Source organism: Pseudomonas sp. RW409 (genome assembly GCF_003184125.1).
In the GTDB taxonomy this organism is placed as follows: domain Bacteria; phylum Pseudomonadota; class Gammaproteobacteria; order Pseudomonadales; family Pseudomonadaceae; genus Aquipseudomonas; species Aquipseudomonas chlororaphis_I.
The window spans coordinates 417015-433263 of sequence record NZ_QHHP01000004.1; the positions used below are offsets into that span (position 1 = coordinate 417015).

Consider the following 16249-nt stretch of genomic DNA (forward strand, 5'->3'; position numbering starts at 1 on the left):
TCTCCTGGGTAACGTCAGAAAATCAGGGCCAGGCGGCGTTCGTAGCCGATGCGGCCCCGGTAGGCCTCGCCGCTGTCGACCCAGCCTTGCTTCAGGTAGAGGTTGAAGGCCGCTGCGTTGTCCGCGTCCACCGACAGCATCAGCCCCTTGATCTCCGGCCAGGCCTGGCGAGCGGCGGCGGGCAGGGCTTGCAGGCAGGCGCGGCCATAGCCCTGGCCCTGGACCCGGTGATCGACCTGCAAGGCATGCAGGGTGGCGGTGTCGGGGTCGGCCCAATGGGGCAGGAACGGCGGGCGCTTGAGCAGCAGGAACGCCACCGGAACTTCGTCGGCCAATAGGGCGAAGCCCTTGATCCCGGGCTCCGGCGCCTTGAGCAGGGTATGCAGCGCGGTGTAGATATCGCCGGAATAACTCTTCTGCTGCGGGTGCACCTCGAGCGCGTCGAGCTGCTGCAATTGCGTGGCGTCGAGCTGTTCGTAGGGCACGAGTCGGGTGGTCGTTGGGCTATCCATATCCGGGCACTGAGGGTGGGCTGCGGGAGTGGCGATTCTAGCGATTTTGCCCGGGGTCCCGGTTTTTTTTCCTGGCCTTGTCGATTTGCCGGGCGGCCAGACGACTAAGGGTGTCTTCACGATTTAACGGTCGCCCTGCGGCGGCCACCTTGAGCCCGTGTCACTCAATCGCAAGGAGAACTGCCATGAACGCCCAAACCACCGAAAGCGAAATCCGCAGCCTGATCGACGCCTGGCGCCAGGCCGTGATGGTCAAGGACATCGACCGCATCGTCAGCTACTACGCCGACGACATCACCTCGTTCGACGCGGTGACCGCGTTGCAATTCAAGGGCAAGGAAGCCTACCGCGCGCACTGGAAGGCCTGCATGGAAGTCTGCCCCGGCCCTGGCATCTTCGACTTCGAGCAACTGCACATAGTCGGCGCCAACGACATCGCCTTCGCCCACTGGCTGGCCCACTGTGGCGGCACCGACGACAAGGGCGAGACCAAGGCCTGCTGGATGCGCGTGACCGCGGGTTACCAGCGTATTGGTGGGCAGTGGAAAGTGGTCCACGAACACTGGTCGGCACCCTTCGACATGATGAGCGGCACCGTGCTGTTCGACCTGCAACCCTGATCGTCGGGTTTTTCGCCAAAACCTGAAACTGCAGCCATAGTTGATCAGCTCGATCGAGGAGAGCCCCATGAAATACCTATGCCTGGTCTACAGCGACGAACAGCTGTTGCACAGCCTGCCGGAGAGCCCGAAGGACGCCGAGTGCATGGCCTACGCCGAGTCGGTGCAGGGCAGCGGCCGGATGCTCGCCGCCGAGGCCCTGGAGTCGGTGCAGACCGCGACCACGGTGCGCATGCGCGGCGGCCGGTTGTCGATCACCGACGGCCCGTTCGCCGAAACCAAGGAACAGTTGGCCGGGTTCTACCTGATCGATGCCAAGGACCTCAACGAAGCCATCCAGGTCGCCGGCAACATCCCGGCGGCCCGGGTCGGCAGCGTCGAGGTGCGCCCGGTGCGCGAGTTGAATCCCTGATCGCCACCTTGGAAAACGAGCCCTGAAAACAATCATAAGCAGGAGTTTCGCAATGACCGACCGCAGCCTGGGCCCTGCGCCCGCCCAATATGAGCTGTCCATCAGTCGCCTGATCGATGCGCCGCCCGGCAAGCTGTTCCGCGCCTGGACCGAACCGCAGTTGCTGGTGCAATGGTGGGGGCCCCACGGCATGACCACCCCCGAGTGTGAAATGGACCTGTGGGTCGGCGGCCAGTTTCGCACCCTGATGCGCGCCCCGGACGGCAATGAGTACCCGACCATGGGCGTGTTCCTGGAGATAGATGCGCCGCGGCGGCTGGTGTTCACCGACGCCTTCCTGCCGGGCTGGATTCCTTCGGGCAAGGCCTTCATGAGCGCCGAGGTGACCTTCGACGACCTGGATGGCAAGACCCTCTACACCGCCCGCGCCATGCACTGGAGCGAAGAGGACCGGCAGGCCCATGAAGCCATGGGTTTCCACGAGGGCTGGGGGCAGAGCCTGGATCGCCTGGAAAGCCTGGTGACCCGAGGCATGCCGGACTGATGCCGGCGGCCGCGCAAGACAGCGTCAAGACGCTGGTAGAGACGGTCTATCGCAACGAGTCGCGGCGGATCCTGGCGACCCTGATCCGCCTGCTGGGGGATTTCGACCTCGCCGAAGAAGCCTTGCACGAGGCGTTCTTCGTCGCGGTCGAGCGCTGGCAGCGCGACGGCGTGCCGGACAATCCGCGGGCCTGGCTGGTGTCGGCCGGGCGTTTCAAGGCCATCGACGGTTTGCGCCGGCGGGCGCGGTTCGCCGCGTCCCAGGCGACGCTGGTCAGCCAGCTCGAAGAGCTGGAGCAGGCTGACTGGAGCGAGGAGGACCTGGAAGACGACCGCTTGCGCCTGATCTTCACCTGCTGCCACCCGGCGCTGGCGGCGGACGCCCAGGTGCCGCTGACTCTGCGGGAAATCTGCGACCTGACCACCGAGGAAATCGCCCGCGCCTTTCTCTCGACGCCGGCCACCATCGCCCAGCGCATCGTGCGCGCCAAGGCCAAGATCCGCGATGCGCACATCCCTTATCAGGTGCCGTCCCTGGGTGAGCTGCCCGAGCGCCTGGACAGCGTGTTGCGGGTGATTTACCTGGTGTTCAACGAAGGCTATTCGGCATCGATGGGCGCCGAGTTGACCCGCGAGGACCTGACCCACGAGGCAATCCGCCTCGGGCGCTTGTTGCTGGAACTGCTGCCGGAACCGGAAGTGATGGGCTTGCTGGCCTTGATGCTGCTGCATGAGTCGCGGCGCCGGGCACGGACCTCGGCCACCGGGGAGCTGGTGCTGCTGGACGAACAGGACCGCTCGCTGTGGGACCGCGAACTGATCGCCGAGGGCTGTGCCCTGGTGGAGCACGCCCTGGGCACCCGGCGTTTCGGCCCGTACTGCCTGCAAGCGGCAATCGCGGCGGTGCATGTCGAGGCGGCGACGGCTGGGGAAACCGACTGGCAGCAGATCATTGGCCTGTATGACGTGTTGTTGCGTGCCATGCCCTCGCCAGTGATCGAATTGAACCGCGCGGCCGCCATCGCTCAGCGGGACGGGCCGCTGGCCGGCCTGGAGCGGGTCGAGGCGATCCTGGCCCGGGGCGAATTGCAGGATTACCACCTGGCCCATTCGGCGCGGGCCGAGTTCTGCCGGCAGTTGGGGCGGGTGGAGCCGGCGCGGCAAGCCTATCTGCGGGCCCTGGAACTGACCCGCCAGGAACCGGAACGGCGCTTTATCGAGAACAGACTCGAAGCACTGAAAACCCTCTGAGTTGAATCCTGGCGAACCCTGTAGCCGCTGCCGCAGGCTGCGATAAGGCCGAAGGCCTTCGGCGATTTCGAATACGCCGCAGCCGTTCCGGCCGATCGTCGCGACTATTCCAGCATCCGCCCCAGCAACCAGCCGCCCGCCGGGCCAGGTGGGTGCAGGCGCGACCACAGGGCATCGACCGCCACGTTACGCGGCCAGCCACGGGCATCGATTTCCACCAGGCTGTCGGCGCCGAAACGCTCCACCAGCCAGCGCGGCAGGGGCGCCCAGCCAAAACCGCCCTGGGCCATTTCCAGCAGCATCAGGTAGCTCGGCGCCGACCATACCCGGCCCTTGGCCCGGCTGTCGTAGGGGTTGACGATGGTCGCCAGGCGCAGTTCGCGGTGCTGTTGCAGCCGGGCCTGGTCGATATGTTTCAGCGCCGCCAAGGGGTGATTGCGCGACACGAACAGGGCGATTTCCGTGCGCTCGTCCACCGTCGCATGGTCCAGGTCCGCCGGGTAGTCGGGCTGCATTTCGGCGAAGGCGATCTGCGCCCGGCCGCGCTGGACCAGCTCAATCAGGTCGTCGCATTCGGCGATCAGGCATTCCAGTTCCAGGTCCGGGTAGCGCTGTTCGAAGGCGCTCAGCGAGGTTTCGAAACGATCCGACTGATAGGTGTCGGACAGGGCCACCGTGAGCTTGGCTTCCACGCCCTGGGCCAGCTGGCTGGCGGCCATTTCCAGGCGGCTGGTGGCGGCCAGGATGTCTTCGGCCCGTTGCAGCATGACGCGGCCTTGCGGGGTGAGGGTGGGCTTGCGGCTGCTGCGGTCGAACAGTTGCAGGTCGAGGTCGATCTCCAGGCTCGCCACCGCCGCGCTGATGGTCGACTGGCTCTTGCCGAGCTTGCGCGCGGCGGCGGAAAACGAGCCTTGGGTGGCCGCCTGGACAAAGGCCAGCAGTACTTCGTGTGAGGCCATAAACTATCGCCTTGATCGATGGTTACTGATTATGAAGTATCGGGAAGGGAGGTGATCATGGCAACCACATTCACTGGCGGGAGCCGGATCATGAGCAGCACCAAATCCTTGACCGAACGCGTTTTCCAGGCCGTGGGCTTCGAGTTGCTGGCGTTCGCGCTGTGTACGCCGCTGCTGGCCTGGATCATGGACAAGCCGTTTGTCGACATGGGCGTGGCGACCATCGCCATCGGCCTGATCGCCCTGGCCTGGAACGTGGTCTTCAATGGCCTGTTCGACCGCCTGCTCAAGCGCCTGGCCCTGGCACCCAGCGGCTGGAACCGGGTCGCCCATGCGCTGCTGTTCGAGGGTGGCCTGGTGGCGGTGAGCGTGCCGCTGATTGCCTGGTGGCTGCAGGTCAGCCTGATGCAGGCGCTGATTCTCGACCTCGGCGTGCTGCTGTTCTTCCTGCCGTACACCTATGTCTATCACTGGGGTTACGACCTGGTGCGGGAGCGGTTGATGCTGCGTCGCCCGCTCGATCGCGCCAGTTGAAAACAGCAGGGGTCAGCGGGCGGCGTGGTGCCGTTCGATGGCCTCGAGGTAGGCCTTCATCGCCCTGGGCACTTCCTGCAGCAGCAGAATGCTCTTGAGCTGACTATTCTCCAGAGCAACCTGGAACAGGCCGATGGGCAATCCGCGCATGGCCGTCACGTAGGCGTCGCGTTCCGTGGCGCTGGCGGTGGGCAGGCGCAGGGCGAGCATGCGGTCGTAGGTTTCCTGGATCCGCGCATGAACGTCCGGGGCCTGGAGCTGGCCGGGGGCGAAGGTGGGGCTGATCATCTGCAGCAGGTCGGGGTGGGTCTCGAGGTATTCCATGATCGGCATGATCATCCGGTCGATCACCTCCTGGCTGTTCAACTCGACCCAGGTGGCCGGGTCGATGGCCAGGAGGTTGGCGGTGATCTGGTCGATGGCGTCGATATGGCGCTGGCCCAGGGCGTCGAGCACGCTCTGCTTGTCGCTGAAGAAGTGGTACAGCGAACCGATGGAGGTGCCGGCTTCGCGCGCGATGCCATGCATGGTCAGGCTGGCCACTCCCTGGCTGACCAGCAGGTGGGCGCAGGCGTCGAGAATCGCCGTGACCCGTTCATGGCCACGAGTCTGTTTCGGCGAGCGCGGGTTTTTGGCCGGGAGCATTTTTGAATCGTTCATGGTCTGAGAGGCGGCAAGGAGCATACATTATGGCGCACCAGAGCGTTTGCAGTCCTCAGGTAAAACTAGACACCATCCTCTACTTTTGCAGAGAATACGCGCCATGGATCAGCGCCCTCCGCTGTCCCACCTGACTCGAAGACCATGACACTCTCTCCCAACTGGATCATCTGCGAGCATTGCGATTCGCTGTACGAATCCGTGCCGCTTGCAAAAGGCCAGACCTCCCAGTGCTCGCGCTGCGGGGCGGTGCTGGAGCGCGCCCAACATCTGAACGTGCAGCAGTTGCTGGCCCTGTCGATCACCGCAGCGCTGCTGTTCGTGTTTGCCAACGCCTTCCCGGTGATCGGCATCAGCCTCGAAGGCCTGAGCAACGAAGCCACCCTCTGGCAGTCGGTCGAAGCCCTGGCCCAGGGCCGCATCAGCCTGATCGCCGCCGTCACCGGCCTGGCCATCATCCTTGCGCCCGGCCTGCAGATCGCCTTGCTCTGCTGGGTGCTGGGGTTCGCCAACATCGGGCGCGCGGCGCCGGGCTTCAAGGCCTGCATGCGTGCCCTGGAGCACCTGCGGCCGTGGAGCATGCTGGAGGTGTGCCTGCTGGGCATCCTGGTGGCCATCGTCAAGCTGGCCGGCATGCTCGACGTGCACCCGGGCCTGGGGTTGTGGTCGCTGGCGATGCTGACGGTGCTGATCATCCTGATCTCCGGCAAGGGCATCCGCCGCCTCTGGACCGACCTGGAGGGCCGCTACTGATGAGCCAGCCTCCCTACGCCCGCGACCTGGGCCTGATGCTGTGCCACACCTGCGGCCAGACCTGCCCGCAGGACGTTCACTACTGCCCGCGCTGCGAGGCCGTGGTGCATGCGCGCAAACCCAACAGCCTGAGCCGCACCTGGGCCTTCCTGGTGGCCAGCCTGATTTTCTACATCCCGGCCAATGTGCTGCCGGTGATGTATACCCAGATCTTCGGCAGCGGCAGCGAAAACACTATTCTCAGTGGCGTGCTGGAGTTCTGGCAGCACGGCTCCTGGGACATTGCCCTGCTGATCTTCATCGCCAGCGTGGTGGTGCCGTGCATCAAGTTCTTCGTCCTGGGGATGCTGCTGATCACCTGTCAGCGCCGCAGCCACTGGGCGATGCGCGAGCGCGCCAAGCTGTACCGTTTTATCGAGGTGATCGGCTACTGGTCGATGCTCGATGTGCTGGTGGTCGCCCTGGTGGCGGCGCTGGTGCAATTCCACGCCCTGAGCTCGATCGAGCCACGCATGGGCATCCTGTTCTTTGGTTTGGTCGTGGTCCTGACGATGTTCGCGGCCATGAGTTTCGATCCCCGGCTCATCTGGGATGTAGAGGTTGAAGATGTCTGATCATCCAGGTTCCAACGCTTCAAGCGCGCCAGCGAGGCCGGGCACCCCCGCGGTCAGGACGCGCCGGTTCAATGTTTCGCTGGTGTGGATCGTGCCCATAGTCGCGGCCCTGGTCGGCCTGTCGATGCTGGTGCACAAGTCGCTGTCGGCCGGGCCCGAGATCTCCATCAGCTTCCAGACCGCCGAAGGCCTGGAAGCCAACAAGACCCAGGTCAAATACAAGAACGTGGTGATCGGCAAGGTCACCTCCATCGCCCTGAGCAAGAACCGCAGCAAGGTGATCGCCAAGGTCGAGCTGGACCAGTCGGCGGAGTCCTTCACCGCCGCCGACTCGATGTTCTGGGTGGTGCGTCCGCGCATTGGCGCCGGCGGTGTATCCGGGGTCGACACCCTGCTGTCGGGGGCCTTTATCGGCGCCGACGCCGGCCGGGAAGAGAAGCGCAAGAAAAGCTTCGTCGGCCTGGAAACGCCACCACCGGTGACCTACGGGCAAAAGGGCAAGCGCTTTACCCTGCGCACCGATGACCTGGGTTCGCTGGACGTCGGTTCGCCGGTCTATTACCGGCGCATCGAAGTGGGCCAGGTGATTTCCTACAAACTGTCGGAAAACGGCAAGGGCGTGGACGTGCGGATCTTCGTCAACGCGCCCAACGACCAGTTCGTCACCACCGACTCACGCTTCTGGAACGCCAGCGGCGTGGACGTGACCCTGGGCGCCAACGGCCTGAAGGTCAACACCGAATCCATCTCGTCGATCCTCGCCGGCGGCATTGCCTTCGTCGAACCCAAGTACAGCCCCAACGCCAAGCCGGCCGAGGAAAACGCCAGCTACCAGCTGTTCGCCGACCCGGACACCGCACTGGCGCCGCCCGATGGCGACCCGTATTACATGCGCATGCGTTTCGACCAGACCCTGCGCGGGCTGGCGCTCAATGCGCCGGTGGAGTTCCTCGGGGTGAACATCGGCCGGGTGGTGTCGATGGACCTGGATTACGACGAGCAGAAAAAGAGTTTCTCGACCCTGGTCGGCGTGGTGATCTACCCGGCGCGGCTGGGCAAGGTCCATCAGCAACTGGAGAAGCTCAGCGGTGCCGACGAAAGCCGCGCCGGCTACCTGATCAGTACCTTTGTCCAGCATGGCCTGCGGGCCCAGGCGCGCAGCGGCAACCTGCTGACCGGGCAACTGCTCATTTCCATGGACTTCATCCCCAACGCCAAGCCGGTGGCTTTCGATCCGACCGCGCGGCCGTTGGAGATCCCTACCGTACCGGGCGGGCTCGACAAGCTGCAGGAGCAGTTGCAGCGAGTGGTGGAGAAGATCAGCAAATTGCCGATCGATGCCATCGCCAACAACCTCAATGGCAGCCTGACCGAGATGCAGAAGACCCTGGAGAACGTCAACGGCAAGGTGCTGCCAGAAATGCGCAACACCCTGGAACAGACCAAGAAAACCCTGACCACGGCCAACGACAGCTTCGCCGAGGACTCGCCGCAGCGCCTGCAACTGGGCCAGGCGATGGACGAAGTGCAGCGCACCGCCCGTTCGGTACGGGTGCTCACCGATTTCCTCAGCCGGCATCCCGAAGCACTGATCCGCGGGCGGCTCAAGGACAATCAGCCGGACGCCTACAAATCCTCGACCTCGTCTTCTCGTGAGCCTGAATCGGAAGTCCAGCCATGAAAAAAACTCTCGCGTTGCTGATCGCGTCCCTGGGCCTGGCGGCCTGCAGCTCGGCGCCGACCCACTACTACACCCTGATGCCGCCGGCGCCCGAGCCGGCGCCCGCTGGCGTCGCGGCGCCGGCCCTGCAGTTCGAGATGGCCGGGGTGCGCATTCCGATGCAGGTCGACCAGCCGCAAGTCGTGGTACGCCAGGACGGCGGTACCCTGGCGATCCTGGAAACCGCGCGCTGGAGCGCGCCGCTGGTGGACGAGTTCCACGATGCCCTGGCCAGCCAGATGGAGCAGCAACTGGGCACACGCAACCTGGAAGGCCTGCCCAAGTCGGCGGGGCAGCCAATCCTGTCGCTGCAGACCGATGTGCGCCGCTTCGAATCGGTGCCGGGGCGTTATGCGCTGATCGACGTGGTGTGGAACCTGCGCCTGCGCGGTGACGGCGTCGAGCGTCGCAGCCTGACCTGCAGCAGCCGCATCAGCCAGCCGGCCAGCGTCGAGCTGTCGAGCCTGGTCCAGGCCCATCAGCGGGCCATCGACGAACTGGCCAAACGCATTGCCGGCACCGCCAAACGCTGGGCGCAGAACCCGGCCACGCGCTGTTCCTGACACCCATCCCCTGTAGGAGCGAGCGGGCTCGCGATGCACGTAACGCGGTCGATCGAATGTACCGCGTACCTCATCGCGATCCCGCTCGCTCCTGGCGTTTTGGCGCGGCTTAACGCCGTGCCGACAGCTGCTGCGGCGCAAGGAAGGCGTCGTGGAAGTAGTCGCGAAACGCCTGCATCGCCGGGGTGAACGCCCGTTCGCGATGCCAGGCCAGGCCGACGCTCATGGGTGTCACCGGGTCGCTCACGCTCAGGGTTTCGATGCGTTTGCCTTCCAGCGACCAGGGGCGGTGCACCAGGTCCGAGAGGATCGCCACGCCGCTGCCGTTGGCCACCATGCTGCGCACCGCCTCCACCGAACTGGTGCGCACCCGCACCCGGGGTTTCTGCCGGGCGTTTTCCCAATAGCGCATGGCGCTCTGTTCGGCTTCGTCGACGGTCAGCAGGATGTAGGGTTCCTGCGCCACGTCGGCGAGGCTGACGGTGGCGCGCTCGCACAGTGGGTGATGGCTGGGCAGCCACAGGCGGCGTTCGGAGTTGAATAGGGTTTCGGAGACGATGTCCGGGTGGGTGAGGTTGGCGGTCAGCACCACGGCCATGTCGAAGCGGCCTTCCAGCAGGCCCTGTTCGATGGCCTGGCGTTCCTGTTCGTGGACCTCGATGGTCACGTCCGGATGCCAGTGTTCCAGGCGTTGCAGGTGGTGCGGCAGGAAGTAGCCGATCACCGTGTAGCTGGCCGCCAGGTGCAGCACGCCGCTGGCGCGGTAGTCTGGCAGCGGGCTGTTCAGCGCATCGTCGACACTGCGCAGGATCACATAGGCGCGGTTGAGAAAATGCCGTCCGGCGTCGGTCAGGTTCATGCCCTGGGCCGAACGCAGGAACAGCTGCACGCCGAGCATGGCTTCCAGTTCCTTGATTGCCGTGGTCACCGCCGACTGGGAGATGTTCAGGTGGATCGCCGCCTGGGAAATCTGCCCAATCTCGGCGGTGGCGACGAAGTAGCGGACCTGGCGCAGGGTGAGGGACATCACGAATTCCTCAAGGCTTCTGTAGGAGCGAGGCTTGCCCGCGATGAGATCATGACAAACGCCACCGGACCAGACTCCTGAACCGGTGGTGTGATTACTGACGCCATCGCGGGCAAGCCTCGTTCCTACATGAGTGTCGGTATCTGTTTTTCAGAAGATGCCGTATCTGATAATAGATCTTCCCAAGGGGTCAAGGGCGGCCGTAATTTCCACTGCACGAAGTCACGAGCAGTTGGAGCAACAGCGATGCAGGCAGTGGATTTCAATTCGGACATGGGCGAGAGCTTTGGCCCCTGGACCATCGGCGATGGCGTCGACAACGAGCTGATGGGCTTCATCAGCTCGGCCAATATCGCCACCGGCTTTCATGCCGGCGACCCCGGCACCATGCGGCGTACCGTCGAGCAGGCCAAGCGTCTGGGCGTGGCCATCGGTGCCCATCCGGGGTTCCGCGACCTGGTGGGGTTCGGCCGCCGGCACATCAATGCCCCGGCCCAGGAACTGGTGGACGACATGCTCTATCAGCTCGGCGCCCTGCGCGAACTGGCGCGGGTCCAGGGCGTGGCGCTGCAACACATCAAGCCCCATGGCGCGCTCTACATGCACCTGGCGCGGGATGAAGAAGCCGCCCGCTTGTTGGTTGAACACCTGCAAGTCCTGGAGCCCGGGCTGCTGCTGTATTGCATGCCCGGTTCGGTGATTTGGCGGGTGGCCAGGGAGCTGGGCCAGCCAGTGGTCCGCGAGTTCTACGCCGACCGCGAATACGACCTCAGCGGCTCCATCGTCTTCACCCGCAACGTGCGCGCCCTTGATCCGGCCACAGTCGCCGCCCGTGTGGTGCGCGCTTGCCAGCAAGGCCTGGTGCGCACCGTGGAGGGCGAGGACCTGGAGATCGAGTTCGACTCCATCTGCCTGCACAGCGACACCCCTGGCGCCCTGTGCCTGGTGGAGGCCACCCGCGCCGCCCTGGACCAGGCCGGGATCGAGGTGCGTGCGCCGCGTTGAGTCCATCCGCGATCCTCATCCATAACACCAGGCGCGAAGACGCCGGGGTTCGCCGAAGATTTTTTGCCTGCCTTTCTACAACTATTCCAAGAGGAACAGACATGGCCGAACATTCCGTTATCACCCCCTTGCCGGGCACCTTCTATCGCAAGGCCACGCCCGAGTCGGCGCCCTTCGTCGAGGTTGGCGAGCGCGTCGACGCCGACACCGTGATTGGCCTGATCGAAGTCATGAAGCAGTTTTCCGAACTGACCGCCGGGACGGCTGGTCGCCTCACGGCCTTCGCGATAGAGGACGGTGATCCGGTGGAACCGGGTCAGGTCGTTGCCACGCTTGATGACCAGTGAGGGCAGGCCCATGACTCGAACCATCAGTACTCAAGCCATCAGCAAACTGCTGGTGGCCAACCGTGGCGAAATCGCCGTGCGCATCATTCGCGCGGCCAAGGCCCTGGGTATCCCCACCGTGGCTGCGTGCAGCGAAGCGGACGTCGACTCCATGGCTGCGCGCCTGGCCGATGAGGTGCAGGTGCTGGGCCCCGCCCGCGCCGACCAGAGCTACCTGAACGTGCAGGCGTTGCTGGGTGCCTTGCAGGCCAGCGGCGCCAATGCGGTGCACCCCGGCTACGGGTTTCTCTCGGAGAACGCCGAGTTCGCCGCAGCTGTGGAAGCGACGGGGGCGATCTTCGTCGGGCCCAGCCCGGACACCATTCGCCGCATGGGCGACAAGGCCGAAGCCCGGCGCACTGCCCAGGCCGCCGGGGTGCCGGTGGTGCCGGGTTCGCCCGGGGAACTGTTCGAACTCGACATGGCCCTGCAAGCCGCCGAGGCCGTGGGGTTTCCGCTGCTGATCAAGGCCTCGGCCGGTGGCGGTGGACGAGGTATTCGCCTGGCGGAAAACGCCAGCCAACTGGCGGAAGAATTCCCCCGTGCCCAGCGCGAGGCGCAGACCGCCTTCGGCAATGGCGCGCTGTACCTGGAGCGTTTTATCGGCAAGGCCCGGCATATCGAAGTGCAGGTGCTGGGTGATGGCAAGCACGCGGTGCACCTGTTCGAGCGTGAGTGTTCGCTGCAACGGCGGCGGCAGAAAATCTTCGAGGAAGCGCCATCGCCGGTCCTCAACAACCTGCAGCGGGAAACCCTGTGCGCCAGCGCCGTGCGCCTCAGCGAAGCTCTCGGTTACAGGGGCGCGGGTACCCTGGAATACCTGTATGACGAGGCCAGCGGCGAGTTCTTTTTCATCGAGATGAACACGCGGATCCAGGTCGAGCATCCGGTCAGCGAGCTGGTGACCGGCATCGACCTGGTCCAGGCCCAGTTGCGCATTGCCGGCGGCGAACCGCTGGGGTTGCGGCAAAGCGATATCCGCCTCAATGGCGCGGCCTTGCAGATGCGCATCAACGCCGAAGACCCGGCCCGGGACTTCTTCCCCAGCCCCGGCGTGGTGCAAGAGTTGATCTGGCCGCAGGAGTCGGGTGTACGGGTCGACAGTCATTTGTACCCGGGCTACCGCGTGCCGCCGTACTATGACTCGCTGCTGGCCAAGCTGATCGTCCATGGTCGCGACCGTGGCGAGGCCCTGGCCCGGGCGCGCATCGCCCTGGAACACTGCACATTGACTGGCATGGCCAGCACCCTGGGCCTGCATCGGGAACTGCTCGCCGAGCCCTGGCTGCACCACGCCGACTTCCACACCGGCACCCTGGAAACCTGGCTGGCCGCACGCCGTATGGGAGGTGCCGCATGAACACCGCGATCCGCTACAGCTTCGGCGCTGACGAGCACCTGTTCGCCGAGGTCAGCGACAGCATGTCCCTGGAAGCCTTCTTCAAGGGCATGGCGGTGACCCGCGCCGTGGAGCGGCTGGAGCTCGATGGCGTACTCGATGTGTGCCTGGCCAACGCCTCGTTCCAGATCCGTTTCGACCCCGACCGCATTGCCCCCCACGCACTGCTCGAAGCCGTGCAAGGGGCCGAGGCCGAGGCGGTGGCCGAGCGCACCCTGCACACCCGGATCATCGAGATCCCGGTGCTGTACAACGACCCCTGGACCCATGAAACCCTGATGCGTTTTCGCGACCGGCACCAGGACCCGAGCGCCACCGACCTGGAGTACGCGGCGCGGATCAATGGCCTGGTGGACGTCGAGGCGTTTATCGCTGCCCACAGTGGCGCGCCCTGGTTCGTGTCGATGGTGGGTTTCGTCGCCGGCCTGCCGTTCATGTTCCAGATGGTCGAGCGCGAGCGCCAGTTGCAGGTGCCCAAGTACCTGCGGCCGCGCACCGACACGCCAAAGCTGACCCTCGGCCACGGTGGCTGTTTCGGCTGCATCTACTCGGTGCGCGGCGCCGGCGGCTACCAGATGTTCGGCGTCACCCCGGCGCCGATCTACGACCCTCGGCAGAACCTGGCGTACCTCAAGGAACACATGGTGTTCTTCCGTCCGGGCGACATCGTGCAGTTCAAGCCCATGGACCGCGAGGCCTATGATCGGGCGGTGGCCGAGGTCGAGGCCGGGCGGTTCGACCTGCGCATCCGTCCGGTGGAGTTCTCCCTGGATGCGTTCCTCGCCGACCCGGTCGGTTATCCCAAGTCGTTGCAGGAGGTGCTGGCATGATCAAGGTCATCAAACCCGGCCTGGCTACCTCGGTGCAGGACCTGGGCCGCGAAGGTTACTACCACCTGGGCATTCCGCCGTCCGGGGCCCTGGACCAGTACGCCCTGAGCGCGGCCAACCAGCTGGTGGGCAACCCGGCTGGCGCGGCGGGGCTGGAGTGCACATTGCTCGGCCCGGAACTGGTATTCACCCGCGATGCGTTGGTGGCGGTCTGTGGCGCCCACATGACACCCAGGGTCGATGGCGTGGACATGCACCTGGACACCGCCTTTGCGGTCAAGGCCGGGCAAGTGCTGCGCTTCGATTTTCCCAAGGCTGGCGCCCGGGCCTACCTGGCGGTCGCCGGTGGCATCGATGTGCCGCTGGTGTTGGGCAGTCGCTCGACCTATGCCCTGGGCGGCCTCGGTGGTTTCCAGGGGCGGCGGCTGGTGGCGGGGGACGAGTTGCCGGTGGGTATCGACAGCGCGAAGAGCCGGCCGGGAGCCAGCCTGCCCATGGCCCTGCGCCAGGCGCTGGGCGGCGAGATCAGCCTGCGGGTGGTGCCCGGTCTGTACTACGAGCGCCTGACCGGCGCGGCCAAGGCCAGCTTCTTTGCCGAGCCCTGGACCGTGGGTTCGGAAGCCGACCGCATCGGCTATCGCTTCAAGGGCGGCAGCGCCTTGGGCTTCCAGCCACGGGAGCAGCCGTTCGGCGCCGGTTCCGATCCGTCGAACATCGTCGACAGCTGTTACCCCATAGGTTCGATCCAGGTGCCCGCCGGGCTCGAACCCATAGTGCTGCACCGCGATGCTGTGTCCGGTGGCGGCTACGCCATGATCGGCACGGTGATCAGCGCCGACCTCGACCTGATCGGGCAGATGCAACCCAACCAGAAGGCCCGTTTCGTCGCGGTGACCCTGGAAGAAGCGCTGGAGGCCCGGCGCTCCTACAAGAAAAAGCTCGCCTGTCTGAGCAAGCTGTTCCCTTCCTGATTCTGCCCGCCGCCTGGCGCGGGTAAATGCCAAAAGGTTGGTCGCCACCGCGCTTCGGTGCGGTGGCGGCTGCCCGCGCTTCAACCCTTGACTGGTCCTGGAGTTCACGCATATGGCTGCTTTATCGCAAGCGAATCAAACCGGGCAGGACCCGGCCAATCTCCCTGTCGCCGCGGATGCGCGCATGGGCAAGCTGTCGCTGACCATGGCCTGGTGGGCCGTGTGCAGCGCCATGTTCTACATCGTGGTCGGTGCGTCCCTGGCGTTGGCCCACGGCACCCGCAATGCGCTGATCGGCATGCTGCTGTCGGTGCTCTGCTATGGCCTGGTCAACAGCGTGCTCAGCCGTTTTGCCATGCGCAGCGGGTTGTCGGTGGCGCTGTTTTCCCGGCTGCTGTTCGGCAGCAGCGGGGCCTGCCTGGCGACACTGATCTTCTTCTCCACGGCGATCTACTACGCGGTGTTCGAAGGTTCGGTGATCGCCGTGGCGCTCAATCACCTGTATCCGCAGCTGGTGTATCCGCTGGCCGTCCTGCTGGTGGTGCTGTACAGCGTGCCGCTGGTTCTGGGCAGCGTGCAGCACTGGCTGGACAAGCTCAACGGGGTGCTGCTGCCGGTGTACCTGGGCGGGCTGCTGGTGGCGGTGGGGCTGTCGATCGCGCGTTATGGCTACCAGCCGCAGTGGCTGGATTTCGGCCCGGCCAGCCCCGGTGCCTTTGCCTGGTGGGACTGTTTCGTGGCGTACATGGGGGTGTGGATCCTGATGCTGTTCACCTTCGACTACGCGCGCTTCGGCAAGCCTGAAGACGCCGGCTACCACGGGCGCTGGAACTTCGGCATGCCGTTCTACGCGGTGACTTTCCTGCTCAACGGCGCGGCGGGCATCTACCTGGTCAGCAGCATTCCCCACGAAGGCGCGCTCAACGAAGTCTCGGTGGTGATGGCGATCCTGCAACTCATGGGGTTGTGGGGGCTGTTGTTCGTCTGGGCCACGCAAACCCGCATCAACACCGCCAATTACTACCTGGCGACCCTGAACATGCAGGCGTTCTTCGGCCGCTTCGGCGTGCGTGGTTCATACATGGTGTGGGCGCTGGCGGTGGGGGTGATCGTCTATGTGCTGATGCTGGCGGACGTGTTCGCCTATCTGCTCAAGGCGCTGGCCTACCAGGGCATCTTCGTTGTCGCCTGGGTTGGTGTGGCGCTGGCGCAGATCCTGTCCGGGCGCACCGAGGTGGCGGCCATCGAGCGTGTCGCAGCGTTCAACGGCGCGGGGCTGGGCGCCTGGTTCGGCGGGACCGCCCTGGGTCTGTTGCTGATGTGGGCCGGCGGTGGGCTGGCGAGTTTTTCCGCACCGCTGACCGGGGTGCTGGCGTTTGTCTTGCAAGTGGGCCTGTCCAGCCGCAGCCGCGGCAGATTGCCTGCCATCAGCTGAGATCCGATCTGTAGGAGCGAGGCTTGCCCGCGATAAGGCTGCGACAGACACCACC

19 protein-coding genes are annotated in these 16249 nt (G+C 65.2%); 15 read left to right on the plus strand and 4 right to left on the minus strand.

All coding sequences use genetic code 11. From position 1 onward, the window contains the following. Positions 1–14: 14 nt before the first annotated feature. Positions 15–512 carry an N-acetyltransferase gene (locus DK261_RS04465; protein WP_009050366.1) on the minus strand — a complete coding sequence of 166 codons (498 nt, stop codon included), beginning with the start codon at positions 510–512 and terminating at the stop codon, positions 15–17. Positions 513–697: 185 nt separating this feature from the next. Between DK261_RS04465 and DK261_RS04470 the strand changes: the two genes are divergently transcribed. From DK261_RS04470 to DK261_RS04485, 4 genes are all read left to right on the plus strand, one after another. After that, entirely contained in the window at positions 698–1132 is a 435-nt protein-coding gene (locus DK261_RS04470) for a nuclear transport factor 2 family protein (protein WP_063432714.1), read from the plus strand. Positions 1133–1199: 67 nt separating this feature from the next. Then, positions 1200–1544 (plus strand): YciI family protein, encoded by a 345-nt coding sequence (locus DK261_RS04475; protein WP_007925146.1) that lies wholly within the window; start codon positions 1200–1202, stop codon positions 1542–1544. A 52-nt stretch (positions 1545–1596) separates the two neighbouring features. Further along, on the plus strand, positions 1597–2088 hold the full coding sequence (locus DK261_RS04480; protein ID WP_009050364.1) for an SRPBCC family protein: 492 nt from the start codon (positions 1597–1599) through the stop codon (positions 2086–2088). Beyond that, positions 2088–3338 (plus strand): RNA polymerase sigma factor, encoded by a 1251-nt coding sequence (locus DK261_RS04485; RefSeq protein WP_110175333.1) that lies wholly within the window; start codon positions 2088–2090, stop codon positions 3336–3338. Before DK261_RS04480 ends, DK261_RS04485 begins: the two co-directional genes overlap by 1 nt. 104 nt (positions 3339–3442) lie before the next feature. Here the strand turns inward: DK261_RS04485 and DK261_RS04490 are convergent, their stop codons facing one another. Next, a complete protein-coding gene (locus tag DK261_RS04490; protein WP_110175334.1) occupies positions 3443–4297 on the minus strand; it encodes a LysR family transcriptional regulator in 855 nt (284 codons plus the stop codon). A gap of 90 nt (positions 4298–4387) precedes the next feature. On the opposite strand from DK261_RS04490, the gene DK261_RS04495 reads away from it, so the two are divergent. After that, a complete protein-coding gene (locus DK261_RS04495) occupies positions 4388–4831 on the plus strand; it encodes a multidrug/biocide efflux PACE transporter (RefSeq protein ID WP_009050361.1) in 444 nt (147 codons plus the stop codon). 12 nt (positions 4832–4843) lie between these two features. Here DK261_RS04495 and DK261_RS04500 read toward each other — a convergent pair whose 3' ends face one another. Further along, positions 4844–5491, minus strand: a complete 648-nt coding sequence (locus DK261_RS04500; RefSeq protein ID WP_009050360.1) for a TetR/AcrR family transcriptional regulator — start codon at positions 5489–5491, stop codon at positions 4844–4846. 144 nt (positions 5492–5635) lie between these two features. Here DK261_RS04500 and DK261_RS04505 point away from each other — a divergent pair, with 144 nt between their 5' ends. The 4 genes from DK261_RS04505 to DK261_RS04520 are packed head-to-tail and all read left to right on the plus strand — an operon-like array spanning position 5636 to position 9141. Continuing rightward, positions 5636–6244: a paraquat-inducible protein A gene (locus tag DK261_RS04505; RefSeq protein WP_009050359.1), complete on the plus strand. Its 609-nt coding sequence runs from the start codon at positions 5636–5638 to the stop codon at positions 6242–6244. Beyond that, entirely contained in the window at positions 6244–6858 is a 615-nt protein-coding gene (locus DK261_RS04510) for a paraquat-inducible protein A (RefSeq protein WP_009050358.1), read from the plus strand. Before DK261_RS04505 ends, DK261_RS04510 begins: the two co-directional genes overlap by 1 nt. After that, the gene (locus DK261_RS04515) at positions 6851–8539 is read left to right on the plus strand and encodes an intermembrane transport protein PqiB (protein WP_039968145.1); all 1689 of its coding nucleotides are present in this window, start codon (positions 6851–6853) and stop codon (positions 8537–8539) included. Before DK261_RS04510 ends, DK261_RS04515 begins: the two co-directional genes overlap by 8 nt. Continuing rightward, a complete protein-coding gene (locus DK261_RS04520) occupies positions 8536–9141 on the plus strand; it encodes a membrane integrity-associated transporter subunit PqiC (RefSeq protein ID WP_009050356.1) in 606 nt (201 codons plus the stop codon). Before DK261_RS04515 ends, DK261_RS04520 begins: the two co-directional genes overlap by 4 nt. Before the next feature lie 109 nt (positions 9142–9250). Here DK261_RS04520 and DK261_RS04525 read toward each other — a convergent pair whose 3' ends face one another. Then, the gene (locus DK261_RS04525; protein WP_016703884.1) at positions 9251–10168 is read right to left on the minus strand and encodes a LysR family transcriptional regulator; all 918 of its coding nucleotides are present in this window, start codon (positions 10166–10168) and stop codon (positions 9251–9253) included. Between the two features lie 246 nt (positions 10169–10414). Here DK261_RS04525 and DK261_RS04530 point away from each other — a divergent pair, with 246 nt between their 5' ends. The 6 genes from DK261_RS04530 to DK261_RS04555 all read left to right on the plus strand — a co-directional run bounded on the left by DK261_RS04530 (position 10415) and on the right by DK261_RS04555 (position 16194). Further along, the gene (locus DK261_RS04530) at positions 10415–11173 is read left to right on the plus strand and encodes a 5-oxoprolinase subunit PxpA (RefSeq protein WP_110175335.1); all 759 of its coding nucleotides are present in this window, start codon (positions 10415–10417) and stop codon (positions 11171–11173) included. A 101-nt stretch (positions 11174–11274) separates the two neighbouring features. Beyond that, complete coding sequence (locus DK261_RS04535; protein ID WP_038634370.1) at positions 11275–11520, plus strand: acetyl-CoA carboxylase; 246 nt, start codon at positions 11275–11277, stop codon at positions 11518–11520. A gap of 10 nt (positions 11521–11530) precedes the next feature. Next, the gene (locus tag DK261_RS04540; RefSeq protein WP_041984577.1) at positions 11531–12919 is read left to right on the plus strand and encodes an acetyl-CoA carboxylase biotin carboxylase subunit; all 1389 of its coding nucleotides are present in this window, start codon (positions 11531–11533) and stop codon (positions 12917–12919) included. Beyond that, entirely contained in the window at positions 12916–13788 is an 873-nt protein-coding gene (locus DK261_RS04545) for an allophanate hydrolase subunit 1 (RefSeq protein WP_110175336.1), read from the plus strand. Before DK261_RS04540 ends, DK261_RS04545 begins: the two co-directional genes overlap by 4 nt. After that, entirely contained in the window at positions 13785–14759 is a 975-nt protein-coding gene (locus DK261_RS04550; RefSeq protein ID WP_110175337.1) for a biotin-dependent carboxyltransferase family protein, read from the plus strand. The genes DK261_RS04545 and DK261_RS04550 overlap by 4 nt, the downstream gene beginning before the upstream one ends. A 112-nt stretch (positions 14760–14871) precedes the next feature. Further along, positions 14872–16194 (plus strand): cytosine permease, encoded by a 1323-nt coding sequence (locus DK261_RS04555; RefSeq protein ID WP_110175338.1) that lies wholly within the window; start codon positions 14872–14874, stop codon positions 16192–16194. The last annotated feature ends 55 nt before the right edge of the window (positions 16195–16249 follow it).